The 17917-nt window shown below is 50.4% G+C and carries 13 protein-coding genes and 1 other RNA gene; 3 read left to right on the top strand and 11 right to left on the bottom strand.

Features of this window, described 5'->3' with window-relative positions:
- Nucleotides 1-38 precede the first annotated feature (38 nt).
- From murD to rnpB, 10 genes are all read right to left on the bottom strand, one after another.
- Nucleotides 39-1541: a UDP-N-acetylmuramoyl-L-alanine--D-glutamate ligase gene (murD, locus tag ACOTSW_RS02405; RefSeq protein WP_423680802.1), complete on the bottom strand. Its 1503-nt coding sequence runs from the start codon at nucleotides 1539-1541 to the stop codon at nucleotides 39-41.
- Nucleotides 1542-1579: 38 nt separating this feature from the next.
- Nucleotides 1580-2749 carry a phospho-N-acetylmuramoyl-pentapeptide-transferase gene (mraY, locus tag ACOTSW_RS02400; RefSeq protein ID WP_423680801.1) on the bottom strand — a complete coding sequence of 390 codons (1170 nt, stop codon included), beginning with the start codon at nucleotides 2747-2749 and terminating at the stop codon, nucleotides 1580-1582.
- 1 nt (nucleotide 2750) lies between these two features.
- On the bottom strand, nucleotides 2751-4148 hold the full coding sequence (locus tag ACOTSW_RS02395; RefSeq protein ID WP_423680799.1) for a UDP-N-acetylmuramoyl-tripeptide--D-alanyl-D-alanine ligase: 1398 nt from the start codon (nucleotides 4146-4148) through the stop codon (nucleotides 2751-2753).
- On the bottom strand, nucleotides 4148-5683 hold the full coding sequence (locus ACOTSW_RS02390) for a UDP-N-acetylmuramoyl-L-alanyl-D-glutamate--2,6-diaminopimelate ligase (protein ID WP_423680798.1): 1536 nt from the start codon (nucleotides 5681-5683) through the stop codon (nucleotides 4148-4150). The genes ACOTSW_RS02395 and ACOTSW_RS02390 overlap by 1 nt, the downstream gene beginning before the upstream one ends.
- Nucleotides 5683-7446, bottom strand: coding sequence for a peptidoglycan D,D-transpeptidase FtsI family protein (locus tag ACOTSW_RS02385; protein ID WP_423680797.1), 1764 nt, complete (start codon nucleotides 7444-7446; stop codon nucleotides 5683-5685). Before ACOTSW_RS02385 ends, ACOTSW_RS02390 begins: the two co-directional genes overlap by 1 nt.
- Entirely contained in the window at nucleotides 7443-7718 is a 276-nt protein-coding gene (ftsL, locus tag ACOTSW_RS02380) for a cell division protein FtsL (protein WP_423680795.1), read from the bottom strand. Before ftsL ends, ACOTSW_RS02385 begins: the two co-directional genes overlap by 4 nt.
- Nucleotides 7715-8674 carry a 16S rRNA (cytosine(1402)-N(4))-methyltransferase RsmH gene (rsmH, locus tag ACOTSW_RS02375; protein ID WP_423680794.1) on the bottom strand — a complete coding sequence of 320 codons (960 nt, stop codon included), beginning with the start codon at nucleotides 8672-8674 and terminating at the stop codon, nucleotides 7715-7717. Before rsmH ends, ftsL begins: the two co-directional genes overlap by 4 nt.
- A gap of 9 nt (nucleotides 8675-8683) precedes the next feature.
- Nucleotides 8684-9112 (bottom strand): division/cell wall cluster transcriptional repressor MraZ, encoded by a 429-nt coding sequence (mraZ, locus tag ACOTSW_RS02370; RefSeq protein ID WP_423680793.1) that lies wholly within the window; start codon nucleotides 9110-9112, stop codon nucleotides 8684-8686.
- A gap of 426 nt (nucleotides 9113-9538) precedes the next feature.
- On the bottom strand, nucleotides 9539-12733 hold the full coding sequence (locus tag ACOTSW_RS02365; protein ID WP_423680791.1) for an EAL domain-containing protein: 3195 nt from the start codon (nucleotides 12731-12733) through the stop codon (nucleotides 9539-9541).
- 282 nt (nucleotides 12734-13015) lie between these two features.
- Nucleotides 13016-13355: RNase P RNA component class A (gene rnpB / locus ACOTSW_RS02360), an RNA gene on the bottom strand.
- Between the two features lie 123 nt (nucleotides 13356-13478).
- Between rnpB and ACOTSW_RS02355 the strand changes: the two genes are divergently transcribed.
- Both ACOTSW_RS02355 and ACOTSW_RS02350 read left to right on the top strand, forming a co-directional pair.
- A complete protein-coding gene (locus ACOTSW_RS02355; RefSeq protein WP_423680790.1) occupies nucleotides 13479-15185 on the top strand; it encodes a thiamine pyrophosphate-binding protein in 1707 nt (568 codons plus the stop codon).
- Between the two features lie 82 nt (nucleotides 15186-15267).
- Complete coding sequence (locus ACOTSW_RS02350) at nucleotides 15268-16461, top strand: MFS transporter (protein WP_423680789.1); 1194 nt, start codon at nucleotides 15268-15270, stop codon at nucleotides 16459-16461.
- A gap of 28 nt (nucleotides 16462-16489) precedes the next feature.
- Here the strand turns inward: ACOTSW_RS02350 and ACOTSW_RS02345 are convergent, their stop codons facing one another.
- On the bottom strand, nucleotides 16490-16663 hold the full coding sequence (locus ACOTSW_RS02345; RefSeq protein ID WP_186884767.1) for a hypothetical protein: 174 nt from the start codon (nucleotides 16661-16663) through the stop codon (nucleotides 16490-16492).
- Between the two features lie 300 nt (nucleotides 16664-16963).
- Here ACOTSW_RS02345 and ACOTSW_RS02340 point away from each other — a divergent pair, with 300 nt between their 5' ends.
- Nucleotides 16964-17689, top strand: coding sequence for a DNA/RNA non-specific endonuclease (locus tag ACOTSW_RS02340; RefSeq protein WP_423680788.1), 726 nt, complete (start codon nucleotides 16964-16966; stop codon nucleotides 17687-17689).
- Nucleotides 17690-17917 lie beyond the last annotated feature (228 nt).

Raw genomic sequence — 17917 nt, 5'->3', positions numbered from 1 at the left:
TGGAAGCCACTTCTGTAATGGCAGGAGCAATTGCTTCATCAGCAAATCTCCCCGCGAGATAATGCTACTTCTCGTACCGCCGCAGCAAAAACCTCGGACCGGTGCGCATAGTTACGGAACATGTCCAGACTTGCACAGGCTGGAGACAGCAAAACAATATCGCCCTCTTTTGCAACATCTGCCGCTGCCTGCACCGCAAGTTCGAGGCTGTTAAATTCCTGAGTCGCTACCTGCGCTGTAGAAGTTGCCTGACGAATCTCGTCCTTCGCTTTACCAATCAGCAGCAGACTCTTTGCATATCGTCCGACCACATCTGCCAGTGGAGAAAAGTCTTGTCCTTTTCCCTCACCACCGGCAATCAGAATGATGCGTTTGTCGAATCCGTCTGTCTGCTGTCCCAAGCCTTTTAAGGCGGCGACAGTTGCGCCGACATTCGTTCCCTTACTGTCATCAATGTAATCAACACCGCCAACAGTATTGATGAGTTCGACACGATGAGGCTCACCCTTATACTCACGTAAGCCGTGCAGTAAAGGCGCAAATGACAGGCCGATGCCACGGCATAATGCCAGTGCAGCAAGCGCGTTCGCGGCATTGTGCTGACCGCGGATCTGCAATGCATCAGTTGGCATCAGACGTGTGATCAGGCCCGGGATTTCTTCTGCGTCTTTTTTCTTGCGGCGAGTGGTAACGACAGGAACATCTTCTGCCGGAACCGATACCGCCAGCCACCCCATACCATGTTCACTCAAGAGGCCAAGATCACCGATATGCTCAGGCGCATCGACACCAAAACTAATGGCTGTTGATTGCGGTTTCAGCATGCTCATCACTAAAGCGTCATCACGATTCAGAACCTGTATCGTCGTCTCACCGAAAATCCGTGCTTTATCTGCACAATAGGCTTGCATACTGCCGTGCCAGTCGAGATGATCCTGAGTGATATTGAGCACGGTAGCAACATCCGCATTCAGACTGAATGTGGTGTGCAACTGAAAACTGGATAATTCCAGCACCCATACCTGAGGTAATGCATCCTGCTCAATCACCTCACACAACACGTCGAGAACAGCGGGGCTAATGTTGCCTGCGACACGGGTTGAAAAACCAGCGCGTTCACACAATAAGCCAACCAGACTGGTCACTGTCGTTTTGCCATTCGTTCCCGTAATCGCAATGACTTTCGGCTGATAAGCCCGCTCTTCTTTCAGGCTGGACAGGGCCTGAGCAAATAACTCTATCTCTCCCCACAACGGGATATTCTTAGCCTTTGCCGCAGGAATGATGTCCCGCAATTCACGCGCGGGCGCGAGGCCTGGGCTGACGGCGACGAAATCGATATCGTTCAGCAACTCTGCTGAAAATTCACCGGCAATGAATTCGATCTGATCGTTCAGCGCGCGTAACGCCGTTAAACGTTCCGGTGCAGAGCGGGTATCCGCTACACGCAAACGAGCCCCGGCACGCAACAACCAGCGAGCCATTGCGAGACCGGATTCTCCCAGTCCCAGGACTAATACGTGTTTTTCAGAAAAATTCATAAACCCTTACTTCTGCCAGACAAAATAAAAATCAGACTTCAGCGTAACTTCAGTGAAGATAAGCCAACCAGTACCAGCAACATCGTGATGATCCAGAAACGTACAACCACCTGCGTTTCCTTCCAGCCTTTTTTCTCGAAATGATGATGCAGCGGTGCCATCAAAAATAAACGGCGACCTTCACCAAAGCGCTTTTTTGTAAATTTGAAGTAAGACACTTGCAAAATAATCGACAGTGTTTCCGCCACAAAAATACCGCCCATAATGAACAGAACGATTTCCTGTCTGACGATTACCGCCAGCGTGCCAAGCGCCCCCCCCAGAGCCAGTGCACCGACGTCGCCCATAAACACCTGAGCCGGGTGAGCGTTAAACCACAGGAATGCGAGACCGGCACCGGTCATCGCGCCGCAGAAAATCAGTAATTCGCCGGCTCCCGGGATATGCGGAATCAACAAATACTTCGAGTAACCGATATGACCGGACAGATAGGCAAACAAACCTAATGCTGTACCGACCATAATCACGGGCATAATGGCCAAGCCATCGAGTCCATCCGTGAAATTCACTGCATTACTGGTGCCAACGATCACGCAATACGTGAGTGCGATAAAACCCCAGACGCCGAGTGGATAACTGATCGATTTAAAAAATGGCACAATCAAATCTGCCTTCGGTGGTAAATCCATACTGAACCCCGATTGCACCCATGCAAACAGCAGCTCAAGAATCTTGGAATTACTTGGTGCAGATACCGAGAACGCGAGATAAAACGCAGCAGCAATACCGATCAGTGATTGCCAGAAATATTTTTCGCGCGAACGCATGCCTTCCGGATCTTTGTAGACGACCTTACGATAATCATCAACCCAGCCGACGGCGCCGTAGCCCAGCGTCACGATCAGCACAACCCAGATAAAGCGATTACTGAGATCAGACCAGAGCAGCGTAGAAACCGCGATCGAAATCAAAATGAGCACACCACCCATCGTTGGCGTACCGGACTTCACCAAATGGGTTTCCATCCCATATGAGCGCACAGCCTGACCAACTTTCATACGAGTCAGCATACGAATCACCGCCGGCCCGGCAAAAATGCCGATCGCCAGTGCGGTCATGGTCGCAAATACTGCGCGGAACGTGATAAAACCGAAGACGCGTAGCAGCCCCAGATCCTGTTTAAAAATTTCTGCCAACCAGAGCAACATGCTAATGAGTTCCTGTTATTTTTTGTTGTGTTGAAGTACCGTCATCCGCCGCCAACAAATGGCTGACAACGCGTTCCATTTTCATGAAACGTGAGCCTTTGACCAATACCGTCTTTTCCTGATGAATACTGTTGTCTAAGGCTTTGAATAAATCCTGTATATCGGTGAAATAGTGTGCCCCGGCATAAGCCTTTGCAGTATGGGCGACCAAATCACCAAGTAAATAAAGCTCTGTAATACCCTGAGCTTTGGCATATTCGCCGATCTCTTTATGAAACTGAGCACCGTTTTCGCCCACTTCACCCATGTCTCCCAGTACCAGAACAGTAGCGCCGCCGATCTGCGTCAGCACGTCGATTGCGGCACGGACAGAATCCGGATTGGCATTGTAGGTATCGTCAATCACCATCGCGCCACAACTGGCTTGCTTACGCTGCAAACGACCATTCACCGGGCTGAAATTCTCCAGACCAGCAACGATGAATTCGTCAGAAATTCCTATCGCGTGGCAGCACGCAGCGGCGGCGAGCGCATTCAAGACATTGTGCTGACCGGCTGCCTGCAAATGAACCTCAGATGGGCGGCCTGCTATATGCATGTTGACTTCACTGCCGAACGGGGTCGCCACAAAACTGGCATGGACTTCGGCATTGCTGTTTAATCCAAAGCGAATAACTTTACGTTGTCCGCGTTCTGCCGCATATTGCTGCCACAACGAACAATATTCATCTTCTGCAGGAACAACAGCAACACCGTCATCTGGCAGCGCTCTTATAGCTGCACCATTTTCTTCAGCGACAGCTTTGACCGTCTGCATAAACTCCTGATGTTCACGCTGGGCGTTATTAACCAAGACGACTGTCGGTAAAGCAACTGAGGCCAGCAAGGCAATTTCCCCGGGATGATTCATGCCCATTTCTATCACTGCAGCCCGGTGCGATGGGGTGAGACCAAGGATAGTCAGCGGTACGCCGATTTCATTATTCAGATTGCCACTGGTCGCTAAACGACATTCGACACCAAAAGCCACGCTCTGAATCGATGAAATCATTTCTTTAACGGTCGTTTTACCGTTACTACCCGTCACACCAATTACCGGCAACATAAACTGTTGTCGCCAGTATCGGCCGATCTCAGCTAATGCCAGTTTGGTATCCGGCACGATGAGTGCAGGTAATGCAAAATGTTCCGGGATCCGTTCTGCCACGACGGCGACTGCGCCTGAATTGGCAACCTGCGCCAGAAAATCGTGGGCATCAAAATTTTCACCACGCAAGGCAACAAACAAATCCCCCGCCTTAATTTTGCGGCTGTCGGTAGTTAAACCTGTCACCGCTGCGTCCGCTGTCATGAGCGCGGATGTCAGCACTGGTTGTAATTGTTGAAGAGTAAAATGCATCAGCTACCTCTCTTCATGTTGCCGCTGGTTGCCACGGTTGCCAGCGCAAGCGCAGCATGCTCTTCATCTGAAAATGGCCATTTCTTACCATTGATATCCTGATAGGCTTCATGCCCTTTACCCGCCAGCAGTACCACATCCTGGTCGGCAGCGTGTTTGATCGCATACAGGATTGCATTAGCACGATCTTCAATGACATGCGGAGTTGTGCTCATCCCAGCCACAATCTGCCCGATGATGAGAGCAGGATCTTCGCTGCGCGGATTGTCGCTGGTGACAATCACGTGATCCGCTTGCTCCGATATCCGTCCCATCTGTGGGCGCTTGCCCGGATCCCGATCACCGCCACAACCAAAGACACACCATAACTGTCCACCGCGCTCATCCGCGACGAGGCGCAACGCTTCAAGAGTCTTTTCAAGGGCATCCGGTGTGTGGGCGTAATCAATCACGACCATGACATGTCCGGCAGTACCGGCCAGTTGCATGCGCCCGGGCACCGGCGGCAATTTTTCTATCAGTGCGACCGCTTTGAGTAAAGGAATTCCTTTACTCAAAAGAACGGCGAGTACACCAAGAATATTGCTGACATTAAACCGCCCGATTAATTGTGTTTTCACGAGAGCAGAGCCAAACGGCGACTCGAGATGAAAACTGGTTCCTGCATGCGTGGTCTTCAGATGACTGGCACTGAGTAAAGAAGCACCTTCGTAAGCTGTTTTTTCTAGGCTGTAAGCCATCAGATTGATATCTGGCCGCGTCTGCTGTAAATGGCTTAACAGATGCATCCCGAAACCGTCATCAAGATTGATGACGGCGGTCGTCAGACCATTCCAGTCAAATAAAATTTGTTTGGCTGCTGCATAGGCATCCATATCACCGTGGTAATCAAGGTGATCTCGGGTCAGATTCGTGAATAAAGCAATGTCAATATGCAAGCCATTCAGCCGTCCCTGATCGAGACCGATGGACGACGCTTCTATCGCCAGCGCCTCCGCACCATTTTTCTGCATCTCAGAAAGCGTGCGCTGCAAACTGATCGCATCCGGCGTTGTAAAGCCTGTTTCCGATAACTGTCCCAATACACCATTGCGATAAACACCGGTACCCAGAGTGCCTATTACTGCGGTGTCACACTTTTCCATCGAGAGCGCTTTTGCCAGCCATTGACTGCAAGAAGTCTTGCCATTGGTACCGGTAACTGCCACGCTGAACATACTCCGGTCAGGATTGTGATACCACTCGTTCGCAATCAGACCAAGTTGCGGCGATAAATCCGGCACGGAAAAATGAGGAACTGAAATTTGCTCATCCCACACAAATGTGTCGTCATCAGCTGCGTCATACACGATCGCAACGGCTCCGCGGGCAACGGCATCTGCAATATATTGACGGCCATCGCCATGATGCGTACGGGCAGCAAAAAACACATCGCCAGTAATGATTTTTGCCGAATTTGAGCACAACTGTGCATCTGGTGCGACTTGCCGCAGCCAGTTAACAATTTCGTTAATGGATATTTTTTTATTGGTCATTACATGCTCTCCTGCACGCTGTTGTCAGGAATGATGCTGGTGACAGATGAATCAGGCGGTACGTTCATGGAGCGCAATACATTCGCGGTGATAGCAGCAAAAACCGGAGCGGCGACAATACCGCCGAAATGACCGCCAGTGCTTGGTTCATCAATCATCACAGCAACGATGACGCGTGGATTGGATACAGGAGCAAAACCGATGAAGTCGCCGACGTATTTATTGACGTAGCGACCGCCTTCTATCTTGTGTGCGGTACCAGTTTTCCCGGCCACGCGGTAACCAGGGACGCGAGCCTGAGTTGCGGTACCGCCCGGCTGTGTGACCGATTCCATCATGGCGCGTAATTGCTGTGCCGTTTTATCGGAAATAACACGCTGCCCTGCAGGCGCTTCGCTGGTTTTTTGAAAGGTGATCGGTATCATGTCACCGTTACGAGCAAAGATCATGTATGCACGGGCCATCTGTAATAGCGACACTGAGAGACCATGGCCGTAACTCATCGTCGCCTGCTCAATCGGCCGCCAATTTTTATAATTCCGCAAACGACCAGCAACTGCGCCGGGAAAGCCAATTTTCGGCTGCTGACCAAACCCTAATGTAGTGAACAATTCCCACATTTCTTTCGGTGGCATTTGCAACGCCATTTTTGCGACACCGATATTCGAAGATTTTTGAATAATCTGAGCAACGGTCAGCACCGATTCTTTATGGGCGTCATGAATTACAGCCGGGCCTATCGTCATGTATCCCGGGGCGGTCTGAAATACAGTATCGGGAGTAACCCGTCCGGTCTCAAGCGCCAGTGCAACGGTGAAGGGCTTCATGGTCGAACCCGGCTCGAACGTATCGGTAATAACACGATTACGCAACTGTGCGCCGGTGAGTACCGAGCGGTCATTCGGGTTATAGCTGGGCAAGTTCACCAGAGCCAAGACCTCTCCGGTGTGCACGTCCAGTACTACGGCGCCTCCCGCTTTCGCCTTGTGTTTTTCCACTGCATCTTTTAAGTGGGTATAAGCGATATACTGAATTTTGCTATCGAGAGACAAGGTCAGCTCTTTACCGTCATGCGGCTCACGAACCGCGCGAATATCTTCGACGATACGTCCAAGTCGATCCTTGATAACGCGACGACTACCTGTCTTACCTGCGAGATTTTTTTCCGAGGCAAGCTCTATTCCTTCCTGCCCGACATCTTCCACATTGGTAAAACCGACGACGTGCGCCATGACTTCACCTTCGGGATAAAAACGCTTGTACTCTTTGCGGGTTTCAACACCAGGAATAGCAAGTGCCTGAATTTTGTCGGATATCTGTGGTTCTACCTGCCGCTTCAAATACACAAACTGGCGATCGGAATCAAGTTTCTTACGTAACTCAGCCTCACTCATATCGAGTAAGGCTGCGAGTTGCCGGATCTTTTCTTTAGGTGCTTCCAGAACATCATCGGGAATCGCCCATATCGCTTTCACGGGCACAGACGATGCCAGAACCTGACCGTTACGGTCAGTAATTTTTCCGCGGGTTGCAGGTAATTCCAAAGTGCGCGCATAACGATTGGCTCCCTGCTTCTGCAGAAAATCCGTCGTCATTCCCTGCAACCACAACGCCCTCGCGATCAGCGCAAAAAAAGCACCGAATAATAAAAACAACACCAGCCGGGAACGCCAGATAGGCAATTTCACTTCCAACACAGGATTGGAGGAAAATGAAACGCCGCGCGAAGCAGCTGTACGTGACATGTTCCCTGCGCGGCTCATTTCAGCTCCACCGCTTTCAGATATTGGGTGCGCGCCGGCGTGACCGGCACCATGCTCAGTTCCTTGCTCGCTGTTTCCTCAATCCGCGAGTGTTTACCGAAAGTGGATTGATCCAGTTTCAATTGCGTCCATTGCAATTCATATTGTTTGCTCAGGCTTTGCTCGCGCTCCAGCTCAATAAACAGGCGCCGTGCCTGATACTGAGAATTGATCAGGGACAAAGCACAGGTAATCAGCGCCACCGCAAGAATAACATTCACACGCGTGATCATTTGAGCACCTCCGGCAAACGCTCGGCAACACGCAGGATCGCGGAACGTGCACGGGGATTCACGGCAACCTCGGCTTCGGAAGGCTTGATCCGGTCCAGCAAGCGCATTTTTGCCTGCGGCAAATCAACCTGACGGATAGGCAAGCGCCGATCCGGCTGCTCCACCTTCACTTTAGAGGCAAAAAACTGCTTCACTATCCGGTCTTCCAGAGAATGAAAACTGATGACAGACATACGGCCGAAAGGCGCCAGAGCCACGTAAGCGGCATCAAGACCTATCTCGAGATCTTCAAGCTCTTTATTGACGAAAATCCGTATAGCCTGAAAGGTGCGAGTTGCCGGGTCCTTGCCCTTCTCGCGAGTTTTGACGGCGTTCGCGACAAGTTCGGCAAGTTGTCGGGTTCCAGTAATGGAGTCCGTTTGCCTGCGAGCAACAATCGCCTTTGCAATCTGAAAAGCAAACCGTTCTTCCCCATAATTTTTTATCACCTCCCTGATTTTTTCTTCTTCTGCAATTGCCAGCCATTCAGCGGCGGACATTCCGCGGCTGGTATCCATACGCATATCAAGCGGCCCATCTGAACGGAAACTAAAACCCCGGCTAGCATCATCGACTTGGGGTGAAGAGATACCCAGATCCATCAGAATACCGTCGACTTTGCTGACGCCTAGCTGTTCTAGCGCAGTTGTCATTGCCGCAAAACTGTCATGCACGATATGAAAGCGGGGATCATTGATCTGTGCCGCACAAGCAATCGCCTGTACATCTTTATCAAAAGCGATCAGACGCCCCTGAGGGCCCAGTTGTTGCAGAATCAGACGACTGTGTCCGCCACGTCCGAAAGTACCATCAACATAAACTCCGTTTGCGCGGTCACCGGATATGCCGAGTGCATCCACGGCCTCATTCAGGAGTACCGTTGTATGCGTGTATTCTGTCGCCTGCTGTGTCGTCATTGCCCGCGATCAGAATGTAAAGTTGTTTAAGACATCTGGCGCACCAGCCGCTTTCGCGTTAGCTTCATTTTCGGCGAGCTTACCGGCATCCCATATTTCAAAATGGCTGCCCATACCCAGCATCATGATGTCGCGCTGAATACCTACCGCATTACGCAGTTCCGGTGCCAGCAAAATACGACCGGCACTATCCATATCGACATCAGAAGCATTTCCCAGAAAGATACGTTTCCAGTCACGCGCCTGTATCGGCCAGGCAGCAATCTGCTCACGATGAGATTCCCACGTCGGGCGCGGAAACAGCAACAGACATCCGTCAGGATGGCGGGTCAGCGTGATACGCCCCTCGAATTGCTCGCTCAGGGCATCACGATAGCGGGCAGGAATTGACATTCTGCCTTTCGCATCGAGATTGAGTGCGGATGGACCCTGGAACACGCTTTTACCTTTACCTGGACAAGGATTGATATGACTGATTTTGTGAAGATAAATGAAAAATGGGAATTTACCCCACAAAATTACACTTTTTCACACTGTTTCCCACTTTAGAGGATGCTATCAACGTGGTCAAGTGAAATTACTCATAAAAACAGCACTTTCTTTAATGAAGTCAATGACTTAGCGCAACTATTGCAAAAGTAGTTTTATTCAAATAACTGAATAAAATGAATGAGTTACGAAGGATATTGAAAGTAGCTTGTCAGACGAGACAGAATTAAGGCCAGAGAAAACTGCAGAAGTGCATGCTTTAAGTTAATTTTGAGGAACTTGTCGTCATGTTTGCCGATATCTCACGACATTGCTTACGACAGAAATAGACGGGAATGAAAAATGGCACTGTTTGCGACAAACGCAAAGCTGGAATTAAGCAGTCTGCGTTTGCAGCAGATGCAAAAATTCTTTTGCGGGAACCGCCTTGCTGAAATAAAAGCCTTGGTACTCATCACACTTAAAGTCACGCAGCGTTGCCAGTTGAGTGTGAGCATCCACTCCTTCTGCTATCACTTTCAGTCCTAGAGTGTGCGCCATCGCGACGATCGCCAATACGATCGCCGTATCATTAGGATCTTCCGGAATATCTTTGATAAACGATCGGTCCACCTTCACACTATCCACTGGAAAGCGCTTCAGATAAGCAAGCGAAGAATAACCGGTACCGAAGTCATCAATCGAGAGGCTGAAGCCCGCTGACCTGAAACCATCCATCAGCACTATTGCCTGTTCGCGGTTATGCATCACCATGCTTTCAGTGATCTCAAATTCAATAGCGTCGGCGGGTACTCGCCAGAAATCGATGATCCCCTTGATTTCATCAAGCAGTTGAGGATCGTTAAACTGAGAGCCTGATAAATTAATCGCAATCCGCCCAAAATCAGCATCAATCTGACGGAAACTCAACACATCACGGCAGGCGACATCGAGCACCAGCATTCCCAGACGACTGATTAATCCGGTTTCTTCTGCCAACGCAATAAAGTCACCGGGATACAGAATTCCGCGCTCCGGATGATCCCAGCGCACCAATGCCTCAGCGCCAACAATTTTCCCGGTCTGCAGTGAAATCTTCGGTTGATAGTAAACAACAAATTCCAGTCTCTCCAGGGCCTTACGCAAACGAGCCTCAAATGCCAGTTGCTCAATTGTGTGTGTATTCATTTCAGACGCATAAAACTGGTAATTATCCTTACCCTTGTTTTTTGCCCTGTACATCGCGATATCCGCATTTTTTAGCAATGTCTGAGCGTCGTGCCCGTCGGCGGGGAAAGTAGCAATGCCGATACTTGCACTCAGCTGACATTCCTGACCATGGATTTCAAATGGTTGCGATGCCTCAAATAACAGCTTGTCTGCGATATCGCCCAGATCACGCGGATCACTGAACTGATCGACGAGCAGAATAAATTCATCACCGCCAACTCTGGCAATAATGTCGGACTCTCTCAAAGCCTGCCGGAAACGCTGCGAGATACTACGCAACACACGATCACCTTCATCGTGACCAAAGGTATCGTTGATGTTTTTAAACCGGTCCAGATCAAGAAAGAGTACCGCAAGCTGACAACTATTCCGCTCCGCCAGCGCCAGCGCCTTGGCCAGATGCTGATGGTATAAAAACCGGTTGGGCAAGCCCGTCAGCTCGTCATAGTGTGCCAGCTGAAGTATTTTTTTCTCGGAACGTCGGCCTTCAATGGCAATCGTCGCGATCTCGATCATGATGCCAATCAGACTCATGTCGTCATCGCTTAATTTTTGCGAATCCGACAGCAACACTGTGAAGCTGCCTAATATATGACCATGTTTATCCATCAGTGGCCAGGCACTGCCTGAGTTCAGTTTCCCCAGGGTTTCCAGACCATTGACAAACTGCATCGACGGTGCCTGTTGAAAATTATTGAGCTGCACAGGACAGGCAACGAGTACCGCTTCGCTCCAGATACCACTGCCATGAGTAACTGGCATATCGACTATCTGATCGGACAATACATCCGGAAATCCCTGTCCGACACTTTGAATAAAAGTTCTCTGATCATCTGCCAGTAATTGAATTCCTACACACCAGAACGGGCGCAATTTTTCGACAAAATCACAAACCGAGCTCAGGATAAACAGCGGATCCTCGTTTGCTCCGATCAGTTGCAGCAGGTGATTCTGCGCTTCCAGCAATTGCTCTGAATATTTCTGGGCGCTGATATCCCGCTCGGTGCAGAGCAACAGCCGCTCGCCGTTCAGCTCTACCAGACTGAGCGTTACTTCGGTATACAGGGTAGCTCCGTTTCTCTCTATGATCGATTCAAAGCGCTGCGAAAAACCATCAAAAGCACGTTGTATCAGTTGATCAACCAAGCTATCGTTGTCAGTTTGTGACATGCCCGGTATCGATTGCCTCATCGATGAAAACTCATCCGCTTTATGACCAACGATGTCAGCGCTGCCGCTGACGCCAAACAGGCGGACCGCCGCGGGATTACAATCGACATAGATATGATCCTGACTCATCAGCAGAATCGCATCTTCCGAACCGCTGAACAGCAACCGGTATCTCTCTTCACTTGCCTCAATTCTGAGGCGGGTATGATTCAACTGTTGCACCTGTCTCAACAAAAGCCATGTCAGGGCGAGGATAAGAATCAGTGTCACAGATGTGTACAGCATTTTGTGTCTGACCCTGTTCTTCCAGTCAGACAGGATATTCTCAACACTACGTGCATATAACAGCGTCAGCGGAAATCCATCGACTTTCCGGTAGGTATAAAGAAATTCTGCATTCCCATCCTGAATGGCACCGCCATAGAGTGATCCTTCCCGGGATTGACCGGCGATCGCCGACAACAGAGCTTGCTGATTCAGGCTGCGGTTCAGAATATAGTTATCAGCCGGTGCTCCGATCAGAACGTTTCCGCTGGCGTCATGAAGTGACACCGATGCCACGCTGCCGCGTGCGACTAACTCATAAAATTCTTGTAAATAATTAAGTCGCATTTGCACTTCAATGATGCAAACCCGCTCACCATTGGGTGCGATCACATTTTTTGCCACCGGCAAGACCCACTGATCAGAACCTGTAAGCTTGACGACTGCGCCCACTCGCAACTGCGTATCAGTGGGATTATTGATCAGCGAAACCACATGCAACTGCGGCGAGATCTGAGATGATGAGGGTAGCTGCGCCAGCCGCTGATCAAGAAATTCAGAAGTGAGATGATGTCCCTTCACATCAAACAGTGAAACGGTAGTCACTAACTGAGAATGATGGCGTTGATTCGACAGAACCTCATAAAACGCTTTTTCCCGCAAGCCTTTGTCAGAAGGATAATTTGCGATCTGTTCGCTGATCGAGTCTGTGAACTGAACCACTTCACTGAATGCACGATTGGCATGTTCTTCAAGAATACGGACGGTGAAATAGCTATCCTGCTCGGCATCGGATAAAGTCAGATTTTTATCCTCTTTAACAGTCCACCAACTCTGCAAAACAACGACCGCAAGAATCAGACAAGTGCAGACGGCAAATATCTTCAGGGGAATAATTCGTTCTTTTTTTTTGCCTCTGTTTTCCATGAGTCTGGAATGATTTATCGTTAATCGGTATTCAGAACTGGTGTTTGCAATGAGCAGACAGAAATATCAGCTATGACGAGTCAGCATAGCGGCGGAATATATACAGAATTGTATTGCCGCAAGTGAGTTTAACACCAGTTTTTTGAATTGATCCGATTTACAACAAACAGATGTGCAATCGGATACCGGTTTGAAGACGTATGTTCTGAACTGAGTTGAAACCCTGCCAGATCAGATCCTCAGAAATGAAGATCTCCACGCTGTATGGCCCTGTGTAGAATTAAGTAAAGCAGGCCGGTAGGCCGGATTCTGTTACGGCGCTTTACATTGCTGTATCGCGCTATGACAATCATTCCTCTAGGCGACGGATTGCTCCGCCGCTCAAGCTTTCTACCCGCACGCTCCGCGAGCCACCTCAACGCGTGCCTATTTGAAATTGCTCCGGGTGGAGGTTACCGCGTTTCACCGTAACTGAATACGCTCGTCTCTGTGGCCCTATTCCTCGTCTTATACCTTGCGGCTTTCAACGTACGGCCGTTAGCCGTCACCCTGCTCTGTGGAGTCCGGACCTTCCTCCCGTCACCATATTGCTATGGCGACCAGCGATTGTCTGGCCTGCTTCGGGCGCTATTCTACTCTACTCATCCACAAATCGTTCGCAATTCGTTGTGACGCGTCAATAGCGCTGCAAATTCGGCAAGCTTTCTGTTAGCGTATGGTTTTTCCTTTTTTAGCTATTACTGTCATGTTGAAATCTCGTAGCGGTGGTCAGTTAATTGTCGATGCGTTGCAAATCCACGGTGTCGATACTATTTTTGGTGTTCCCGGCGAAAGTTACCTGCCAGTACTCAATGCGCTGCATGACAGCCCGATAGACTTCATCATTAACCGCCAGGAAGGCGGCGCGGCATTTATGGCCGATGCTTATGGCAAGATGACAAGCAAGCCCGGTATCTGTTTTGTGACGCGCGGGCCGGGTGCCACCAATGCCTCGATAGGCGTGCATACCGCGTATCAGGATTCGACGCCGATGATCCTGTTCGTCGGTCAGGTTGGCAATGATTTTGTTGAGCGCGAAGCGTTTCAGGAAATCGATTACCGCCGTATGTTCGGTCCTATGGCGAAATGGGTCGCACAGATAGATCGCGCCGACCGTGTACCCGAATACATCGCGCGCGCCTTCCAGGTTGCCACCAGCGGCCGCCCCGGCCCGGTAGTACTGGCACTGCCGGAAGATATGCTGGCACAAACGGCATCAGTAGCGGATACCCGGCATTACGCGCCGGTACAGGCTTACCCTTCGCCAACACAACTGAGCCAGCTGCGCAGCATGCTGGAGGCGGCTGAGCGTCCCGTGCTGATTCTGGGTGGCAGCGGCTGGGATCAGACCGCCTGCACGCAACTGCGGGAATTCGCGGAACTGAATCATTTGCCGGTAGCCTGTGCTTTCCGTTTTCAGGATTTAATCGACAATGCGCATCCTAACTACATCGGTGATGTCGGCATCGGCATCAACCCACAACTGGCACAACGCATACAACAAGCCGATCTCGTGATCGCGATCGGCCCTCGTCTGGGTGAAATGACGACTGGTGGCTATACCCTGCTCGAAGCACCAGTACCAAAACAAACTCTGGTACATGTACACAGCGATGCGCTGGAACTGGGGCGCGTGTATCAGGCGCCGCTGATGATCAACAGCGGCATGAAGGAATTCACGCATGCACTGTCGGAACTGAGCAAACAGGGCAAGATAAAAAACGCCGTCCGCTGGCAGCACCGCGTGGCGGAAGCCAAAGCAGAACTGCACGCCTGGCAGCAAGAACCCGCCATTTTTGCCAAAGAAAATGCGCCGCTCAATCTGTGGCAAGTGGTGCAGGACATCATGCGTCTGGCACCGGCTGACAGCATCATCACCAATGGCGCAGGTAATTACGCAACCTGGGCTCATCGCTACTTCCGTTATGCCGGGCTGCGCACCCAGCTGGCACCAACGTCGGGCGCGATGGGTTACAGCGTGCCATCCGGCATCGCGGCCAAACTCATCGCACCGGAACGTTGCGTGATCACATTTGCGGGTGATGGGGAATACATGATGAATGGTCAGGAACTCGCGACTGCCGTGCAATACCGCGCCGGTATCGTCATCATCGTGTTTAACAATGGCATGTACGGCACTATACGCATGCATCAGGAACGTGAATTTCCGGGGCGGGTGTCCGGCACTGAATTACACAATCCTGATTTTGCCGCACTGGCCCGCGCTTATGGTGCGAGCGGAGAAACCGTCCTGACGACAGCTGAATTCGGGCCGGCGCTGGAACGCGCGCTACAGCATACGCACGATCACCAGTTACCGGCTCTGATCGAACTGCGTTACGACGGCAATCTGATCACCCCGGGTGCCACGCTGGAAACTCTGCGACAAACAGCACGTAATGCGGGAAAATGATCAGTACTGACCAGATCAGTTTCAGATAAATTAAATTCCTGCATTTATCGCCATAGGCGCAGATGATTTTCGCTTAACACTTATGACACGTCCCAAAATTCCCAGAAGTATCTGGATACTCGGTTTCGTCAGCATGCTGATGGATATTTCTTCGGAAATGATACATAGCCTGCTGCCGATGTTTATGGTCGGAACCCTGGGGATCAGTGTGTTTGTGGTAGGCGTGATTGACGGTATCGCCGAATCAACGACCTTGCTGGTTAAAGTATTTTCGGGTGCACTCAGTGATCGTCTCGGAAAACGCAAAATGCTGGCGGTGTTTGGCTATGGGATCAGTGCCTTCTCTAAGCCTCTGTTCGCACTTTCGCAGGGGATGGGGCTGCTGTTAACCGCCCGCCTTCTCGACCGCGCCGGCAAAGGTATCCGTGGCGCTCCGCGCGATGCACTCATTACGGATATTACGCCGGCAGAAATCCGTGGCCAAGCCTTTGGCTTACGACAGTCACTCGATACGATAGGTGCCGTCGCAGGGCCGCTGCTGGCTACGGCGCTGATGCTGTTATGGGCAAACGATTACCGCCATATTTTCTGGCTTGCAGTGATACCGGGGATGGGTGCAATGTTGCTGCTGTTTGTCGGCGTGCAAGAGCCGGATACCAGACCACAAACCAGTCTTGGCAATCCGCTCAGCAAGCACAATCTGAAACGGATGGGGCGGGAGTACTGGTGGGTGGTTTCTCTCGGATGTTTGTTTACGCTCGCCCGATTCAGCGAAGCATTTCTGATCTTACGGGCACAACAATTATCCGTTCCTGTCGCACTGGTACCACTTGTGATGGTCGCCATGAACCTCGTCTATGCGGCGACAGCTTATCCATTTGGTAAATTGTCAGACCACATCTCTCATCGCCATATGCTTGCTGGCGGATTAGTCATACTGATTGCCTCTGACCTGATACTCGGATACAGCCAGGGCTGGAGCGGATTGTTAGCTGGCATCACGCTCTGGGGCATACATATGGGAATGACGCAAGGCCTGCTGGCGAGTATGGTTGCCTCCAGCGCCCCATCTGATTTACGCGGCACGGCATTTGGCTTTTTCAATCTGGTCAGTGGCATCGCATTATTACTTGCCAGCGTGGTCGCGGGCCTTTTGTGGGATAAGCTGGGTTCTACTTTCACCTTTTACACCGGTGCAGCGTTTGCGACGGTGAGCCTGATTGGATTATTGGTGCATTCAGCCCGCAACGCGCCGTTACTGTCTAAAAAAAAATAAACGTAAACATCGGCTCCCCCAAAAAAAATCAGTCGGTGTCATCCCCACCGGACCGACCGGATAACACGCCATGCAGGCGTTGTTTGTACTTTCGCCGCTCTGCCCGCGCCGGTTGAGATGCGCCATGCGCCCCGCCTTTACGCTGTTTCACTAATACAGCCAAAGGATTGCGTGGTTTTGGCAATTTGACTCTGATCTTCATCGATGAAACTTCCCTGAAAAATGATCGGGGTGTTAGTGGCATACGCCTCGCCAGCACACACCTTACGAATAGCAGCACCTGATTAAATAGTGAGCAAACCAATGTTCGGTAGTGCAACTCTACTGCACGGAAGCAAATAAATAAACACAACTGAGATTTGTTGCCGTTAAAATTCGTGTCGGAAATGTGCTGCTGCACTTTCTTCTTCGCTTCACTCTCCCGCTTTGCTGATGGCCGCGTGGTTGTATGAGTTGCGGTTTTCAGTACCTGTTTTTCTTTTGATTTTCGCGCATAAAATTCATGTTCAAAAAGTTTATTTTCGCGTTAGCGTTAGTGCTATCGTCGTCTGCCAGTTTTGCCGCCCCGCCATTTTCAGAATGTCGCCAGTTTTTTGCTAAAGGTCAGATTCCGGTTATTCCACGTGAAGCCGAACTCAATACACGTGCATTGTGCTATTCATCGTTCGCGATCCTGCATTCTGCCAAAAGCCATACACCCGTTTATGTCGCAGAAAAAATCAACCGGCAGACCATCACTGAGGCAAAAGGAAATGAGCGAACAAATCGCTTCTTCGCCGATGCCCGTCTGCCGCGCGCCGAACGCGCTGAACTAAGCGATTACAAGAACTCCGGCTATGATCGTGGCCACATGGCGCCAGCTGGAAATATGGCAACACCGGAAGCCATGGCACAGAGTTTTTCTCTCGCGAATATGGTTCCGCAAGCGCCGGAAAACAATAGAAAAACCTGGGCATCGATAGAAAATGCGACACGTAAATATGCAATGCGCGCCCGTGGTGATATCTACGTTCTGACCGGCCCGGTATTTGAAACGAAGCCTGCAACGATAGGTGAGAATAAAGTCTGGGTACCCAAATATCTGTTCAAACTAGTCTACGACCCGTCAGAAAATAAAAGATGGGCGTACTGGGTTGAGAACATCGACAACACAAAAGCGGGAAAACCGATTACCTACGAAGAACTGGTCAAGCGCACTGGCATACAGTTCTTTACCGACAAAATGTAAGCACAAAACAAAAAACCTGCTCATTGAGATGAACAGGTTTTTTGATCCGTAAATTGGCACAAAAGTTGAGATTAATTGCTATAAAAAAAGCCAACTTACGATTAGTTCTGTATCACCGAATAATAATTTGTTACCCAGTGCGTATCAGTAGTTGCTTAATATAGATTCAAACTGCGTTCGTCGCCTCGTCCAATTCCGAGACTCGCTTTGCAAATGGAATGTGCGTGA

This window comes from Undibacterium sp. WLHG33 (assembly GCF_049544815.1).
In the GTDB taxonomy this organism is placed as follows: domain Bacteria; phylum Pseudomonadota; class Gammaproteobacteria; order Burkholderiales; family Burkholderiaceae_D; genus Undibacterium.
This window is presented reverse-complemented; position numbering and strand designations above follow the sequence as displayed.